This is a genomic window from Halorubrum tibetense, assembly GCF_042661865.1.
Taxonomy (GTDB): domain Archaea; phylum Halobacteriota; class Halobacteria; order Halobacteriales; family Haloferacaceae; genus Halorubrum; species Halorubrum tibetense.
Genome location: NZ_JBHSWW010000149.1, coordinates 1 through 5,941, shown reverse-complemented (window position 1 = coordinate 5,941; position 5,941 = coordinate 1). Strand labels below are relative to the sequence as shown.

Below are 5,941 nucleotides of genomic sequence, written 5' to 3'. Positions count from 1 at the left end.
CCGACCGGCCTCCCATCGCCCGCACCCCCTCCAGCCGCGCCCGCTCCCCTTCCCGGACCGAGCGCCGCGCCGAGGAGCCCCATCCCGGCGATCCCGCCCAACACGGACCGTCGGCGGAGGTCGTACCCGCTCCCGTTCGGATCGTGACCGCTGTCGTGTCTGTCAGGCATGTGTGTGATGGACTCGCGTCCCGTATTTCACGGTCGAACGGGATCGTTTTAACTCTTTATGAGATACTACAACACGTATTTTACTTCGCTTCGGTAGTGTGTTCTTCACGGATTTTTGCGATGGTTCCGTTCCGGAATCACGGGGTTTGTATGTCTTCGAACCGTACGGTAGTGTGATGTCACAAAGACTCTCCAGACGGCGGTACGTCGCCGGCACCGGCGCGGCACTGACTCTCGGCGCGCTCGCGGGGTGTGCCGACGAAGAGGAGCCGGAGGACCCGGACGACGGGGACGACGGCGCGACCGACGACAACGGAGACGACGGCGCGGCGGACGTGCCGGACGCCATCGACGAGTACCTCGCCGACGCGCAGCTGTACGACGGTACCATCGAGGACCACACCGGTGAGGACGAGGTCGTCGTCGCGGTCGGCGGCGGCGACATCGGGTTCGCGTTCGACCCGCCGGCGATCCGTATCGACTCGGGGACGACCGTCCGCTGGGAGTGGACCGGCGAGGGCGGCGCGCACAACGTCCGGTCAGTCGAGGAGTCCAGCTCCGACTTCGACAGCGGCGACGAGGTCGACGACGCCGACGAGGTGTTCGAGCAATCCTTCGACGACGACGGGATCCAGCTGTACGAGTGTACGCCCCACGTCGCCAACGGGATGCTCGGCGCGATCGAGGTCGTCGACTGAGGAACACCGGCCGCTCGACCCGGCAGTCGTTCCTCGGACACGAAGCGGCCTCGACCCGGTAACACCGGCGTCAGCCGGTTCGGTTCCTGTTCGTGCGTGTACAAGTACCCGCGGCGCGTAGTCGGTGGTATGACCGACTCACTCGAAACGCCCGGGCTCCACCACGTGACCGCCATTGCGAGCGACCCGACCGCGAACCACGCGTTCTACACAGAAACGCTCGGGCTTCGACTCGTCAAACGGAGCGTGAACCAGGACGACGTCGGCGTGTATCACCTGTTTTACGCCGACGATGCCGGCAGCCCCGGCACCAGCATGACCTTCTTCCCCTACGTCGGTGCCCGATCCGGCCGCGTCGGCGCGGGACAGGCCTCGGCGGTTTCGTTCACGATCCCAGAGGATTCGGTCGATTACTGGACTGATCGCCTCGGCGAACAGGGACTCGATGTCGAGACGATCGACCGCTTCGGCGACACCGTCGTCGCGTTCGAGGACCCTGACGGCCTCCCGCTCGAGCTCGTGGCCCGGGCGGACGCTCCAGCTGGCGATCCTCCGGCCGGCCCCGTCCCCGAAACCCACGCGATCCGCGGGTTCTTCGCGATCGAGCTCTCGCTGTCGGACGCCGACGCGACCGTGGAGCTGCTGGAAGCGATGGGGTACACGGAGACCGAGCGGGACGAGGCCAGCCATCGACGGCGTTTCGAGACCCACGGCGATATCGGGTTCGTCGTCGACGTGGTGACCGATCCGGCGACGCCAGCTGGCAGCCCCGGCGCGGGCACCGTCCATCACGTCGCCTACCGCGTGACCGACGAGGAGCAAGACGCGTGGCGCGAGCTGGTACAGGAGCACGGGCTCCGGCCGAGCCAGGTCATCGACCGCAAGTGGTTCCGCTCCGTGTACGCCCGGACCCGCGGCGGCGTCCTCTTCGAGTTCGCCACGGCGGAGCCCGGCTACGACGTCGACGAACCCCGCGCCACCCTGGGCGAGTCGCTCGTGTTGCCCGAGTGGCTGGAGGGCCGACGCGAGGAGATCGAGGCGGGTCTACCGGACCTCTACTCGGCCACGCCCGCGGCGGAGTGAGGGAATCGACGGAACCGGAGGGACCGCTGCGAGTCGCTACCCCTCATCGATCCCCGGATCACCGGAGACAGGACCAGCGCACGTCGACGAGCTGGTCGCGCTCGCCGCTTATCGTCGGCCGTGCCAGGTGGTCGTTAGCGTCGACGCCCCGGTCCGCGAGGCCGACGAGGGCAGTCTCCAACGACCGGCCCGACCGCTCAACAGCGGACTCCCGGACGTAGGGAACGTCTAGCGGCTCGTCGGGATCGTTGACCAGTTCGATCCGGTCCGTCAGCTCGCTCCCGAACGCGTACGGGGGCTGGTGGAACGCCCAGCCGTTCACCCTGAGCAGCAGCCAGACGTCCCCGTTGATCGCGTGGTACTCGCCCTCAACGAGGGAGGGATCGTGAGCGACGATCCGGTTGAGGACGGTCGTTTTCGTCCGATACAGCGCGTCCTTCCGAGCCGAACTGACGTTGCTCCGCGTGACGTCTCCGCGGTCGTACGCGTCGCTCGCCTCGTCGGCGAGTCGTTTGGCGACCTTGTTGATGACGTACAGCGACTCGAGCAGGTCGTCGTCGGGTTCGAGCGGATCCACGGTGTATTCCCCGGTCGCGGACGCAGCCGTGACCGGTCGCCGGTCGGCGGGCCGCGCGGATAGGCGTTTCGTCCGGGCACCACGGCGACGCTGGCGGCGCGCGCTGTGCTGCTCTCCACCCTCGTTCGTCGCGTCCGATACGCCGCTCGTCCGGGTAGATACGTCTCCTCATCCGGATGGATACTTCTATAAGTGCCCGAACCAACTCCCACTCAACGATGGCGTCCGACCACCTCAAACTGTACACGGCGATCTACGTCGCCCTGTTGGTGCTGGCGGCCTCGAAGTTCATCTTCTTCGAGTTCGACCAGTTCTTCACCTACGGGCAAGCGTTCGCCGGGACGATGGTCGCCGCAGCGATCAAGTCCGTCCTCATCGTCGCGTACTTCCAGCACCTCCGGTGGGAGAACCGCTCGCTCACTTACCTGATGAGCCTCGCACTTGCGCTGGCCCTCTTGTTGATGGCTGCCGCGGCGTACTCCATCTCCTAACGCCTCCGGCAGTCCGCGTCCCGGTCCCGGCCTCGACCCCGGCGCGGAACTTTTTGTACTCGGGCGGGAACGTCGATACATGGACTTGCGAGCCGCGACCGCTGACGACGTCGAATCGATCCGCGATGTAGCACTGGCGTCGCTGACCGCCTCATACGGCCACGCCGTCGACGAGGGCGTGTTGGCGGGGGCCGTCGAGAACTGGTACGGCGCGGCCGATGTCGGCGACGACATCGCCGATCCGGACACCGTCTGTCCGGTGGCGGTCGTCGACGGCGGGGTCGTCGCGTTCGCGGAGAGCTACGTGGTGGACCGCCGCGAGCGGGTCGGCGAGATCGACTGGCTCCACGTCCATCCCGACCACCGCGACTCGGGGATCGGCTCCGCCCTGCTCGAACGCGTCGAGGCCGAGCTCCGCGAGCGCGACGTCGACAGCATCGAGGGGAAAGTGCTCGTCGACAACGAGGCCGGAACCGCCTTCTACGAGCGCGAGGGGTACGACCGCTCCGGCGAGCGCGTCGTCGACATCGGCGAGGAGTCCTTCGAGGAGCGGCTCTACCGCAAGCGGATCGGGCAGACCGGGAGCGTCCGCGAGGCGATCTACGAGACGGGCGACGGCGACACCGTCTACGTCGCCTACGACGAGAGCGAGCGCGGGTCTGACGCCCCGTTCTACGCCGCATACGCCGACGAGAGCCACGAAGACCGGTACGGCTACTTCTGTGGCAACTGCGAGAGCGCCGATGTCGCGATCGACACGATGGACGCCGTCGAGTGTCTGAGCTGCGAGAACCGCCGGAAACCGTCGCGGTGGGACGCGGCGTACTGAGCGTGAGCGCGGGGGCCAGGTCCCGAGGCCGGCATCCAGCGGATCGGTTCTAAGCGCGTACCGCCGCCGAGATCGGCGAGACTATCACTGATGGTGTAACCGATAGTAGTCTCGCATCGCACGTATTCAAAGTGAATCTAGGCACTCATACGACTTTTCAATCTTGGGTATAAACGAGTACTGTGGGGATCTCAGTCGAATCCCGAAGCGGAACGGTCCTCACCATTGGCTGGAACGAGGTGACCGGCGCGATAGGGGATTCAGTTACGGTTCTTCCACTCATCGTGGCGATAGCAGCGTTGACCGAACTCTCGCTAGCTGTGATGCTCATTTGGTTCGGAATCTGTCAGATCATCTGGGGACTCTACTACGGTGTGCCGATCTCGGTCGAGCCAATGAAGGCGTTGGCGGCACTCATTATCGCTGGAGCGATTTCCACCGGGGAACTACTCGTCGCTGGCCTTCTGCTTGGACTGATACTGCTCGTCGCTGGCTATACTGGAGCTCTCGAGCGTCTGGGTGACGCGATCGGTTCGCCAGTTGTTCGCGGGGTCCAACTCGGTGTCGCGTTGGTGTTACTGGAAACAGGGGTTCAGCTCGGGTTCGCCGACCCCCGGCTGGCGGTACTCGCCGCGCTGATCGCACTCGGGGTGATTGGACTCGGCTATTGGAATCTGAGCCCGGTGGTGGTCCTCTTGATCGGGGGCGGGATCGCGACGTTCCGGACCGGCCTCCCATCACCGAGACTTCCGACGACCGACGGCATGTTACTCTTTGGCTGGACGGACCTGACGTTCGCCACGGCGGAGGCCGCCGTTGCGCAACTGGCAATGACGCTGGGAAACGCGGCGCTAGCAACGTCGGTGTTGCTCTCGGATTACTTCAAGCGCGACATCTCCGCTGACGAACTCTCGACGAGTATGGGTGTGATGAATCTGTCAGCGATTCCGTTCGGCGCGTTCCCGATGTGTCATGGAAGCGGCGGGGTCGCTGGAAAGTATGCCTTCGGTGCTCGGACGGCCGGGGCAAACGTCATTCTCGGGGTGGGCTACGTGACTGCGGCGGTGCTCGGTGTCGGCCTCGTCGCTGCCTATCCGCTCGCCATGCTGGGGGTGATCCTCGTCGTAATCGCGGTTCAGCTGGGCCGAACGAGTCTCGATCAGACTGATGAGTACGTCTTCGTGATCACTGTCGGGGTAGTTGGCCTGCTGTTCGATCTGGGTGTCGCGTTCGTGGCTGGGCTGATCGGGTATCACGTTTTACAGCGGCGAAAACACACTTGACCGGCGCTCATTGGCAGGATCTCCCGCCCAGTTACTGGAGCGGATCAGTGACTCACGGGCACTGATCGGAATCCACTGCTCACCACGTGTCGTACTCGTCTCCCTACACAACACGACGTGTGAACCCGCCCTCCGTTTCGGCGTCTCAACAGCGCCGGCCACTTATATACGATCGAGCGGGTTCGCTGTCAGCTGGAACCTGCCGCTGTGGAACGGGTCGCGTCCGACGCGTCGTTCCGGTCGCTCGGGGACCGTCCCGCAACCGAACCTCATGCCTCCCCAGCCTCGCAGCGGTCGCTTATAAGCGACCGCTGCATCCCTCGCGCGTGCGACTCGCGCCCTATCAGGGCGCTCGTAGGCACGCGCCGACCGCACCGAGCACGCATATATGTATATGAATATACTATATAAACCTGAGACCGGGATCCGCAGGACCCGAACCCGGATCCACGGCCTCGAATTCGGTCGAGGGAATTAAAATCGATCGGAGGGTTACATTCGATCGGGGATTTATAAGGTGTCCTTCACGCCGAGCACGCGCTCCTCGGCGTCGCGTCCGGGGTCCCACTCGCTCCCGTCGCGGTCGGACTCCCTGTGTTCGGCGACGGTTCGCGCCATCGCCTCGTCGACGGGGGTCGACTCCCAGCCGAGGTCGGCGAGCGCACAGGTGTCGAGCAGGTGCGGGTACTCGCGGTACAACACGAAGTCGTCGGGCGCGAGGTCCCCGGCGGCGAGCGCGTCCTCGCTGGCGGGGACGGCCGTCACCTCGGTGCCGGCGGCGTCGGCGATCGTTTCGAGCGTCTCTTCCAA

The 5,941-nt window shown here is 65.3% G+C and carries 6 protein-coding genes and 1 pseudogene; 5 read left to right on the top strand and 2 right to left on the bottom strand.

Annotated elements, in window-relative coordinates; all coding sequences use genetic code 11:
• Positions 1-346: 346 nt before the first annotated feature.
• Complete coding sequence (locus ACFQEU_RS10215) at positions 347-868, top strand: halocyanin domain-containing protein (protein ID WP_379781787.1); 522 nt, start codon at positions 347-349, stop codon at positions 866-868.
• Between the two features lie 129 nt (positions 869-997).
• Complete coding sequence (locus tag ACFQEU_RS10210; RefSeq protein ID WP_379781785.1) at positions 998-1,951, top strand: ring-cleaving dioxygenase; 954 nt, start codon at positions 998-1,000, stop codon at positions 1,949-1,951.
• A gap of 58 nt (positions 1,952-2,009) precedes the next feature.
• Here the strand turns inward: ACFQEU_RS10210 and ACFQEU_RS10205 are convergent, their stop codons facing one another.
• The gene (locus tag ACFQEU_RS10205; RefSeq protein ID WP_379781783.1) at positions 2,010-2,528 is read right to left on the bottom strand and encodes a hypothetical protein; all 519 of its coding nucleotides are present in this window, start codon (positions 2,526-2,528) and stop codon (positions 2,010-2,012) included.
• 218 nt (positions 2,529-2,746) lie between these two features.
• On the opposite strand from ACFQEU_RS10205, the gene ACFQEU_RS10200 reads away from it, so the two are divergent.
• The 3 genes from ACFQEU_RS10200 (at position 2,747) to ACFQEU_RS10190 (ending at position 5,131) form a co-directional block, all read left to right on the top strand.
• A complete protein-coding gene (locus ACFQEU_RS10200; protein WP_379781781.1) occupies positions 2,747-3,019 on the top strand; it encodes a cytochrome C oxidase subunit IV family protein in 273 nt (90 codons plus the stop codon).
• A gap of 79 nt (positions 3,020-3,098) precedes the next feature.
• Positions 3,099-3,848 carry a GNAT family N-acetyltransferase gene (locus ACFQEU_RS10195; RefSeq protein ID WP_379781779.1) on the top strand — a complete coding sequence of 250 codons (750 nt, stop codon included), beginning with the start codon at positions 3,099-3,101 and terminating at the stop codon, positions 3,846-3,848.
• Between the two features lie 188 nt (positions 3,849-4,036).
• Positions 4,037-5,131 (top strand): putative sulfate/molybdate transporter, encoded by a 1,095-nt coding sequence (locus ACFQEU_RS10190; RefSeq protein WP_379781789.1) that lies wholly within the window; start codon positions 4,037-4,039, stop codon positions 5,129-5,131.
• Between the two features lie 510 nt (positions 5,132-5,641).
• Here the strand turns inward: ACFQEU_RS10190 and ACFQEU_RS10185 are convergent.
• A pseudogene (locus ACFQEU_RS10185) lies at positions 5,642-5,941 on the bottom strand (epimerase); the annotation flags it as partial.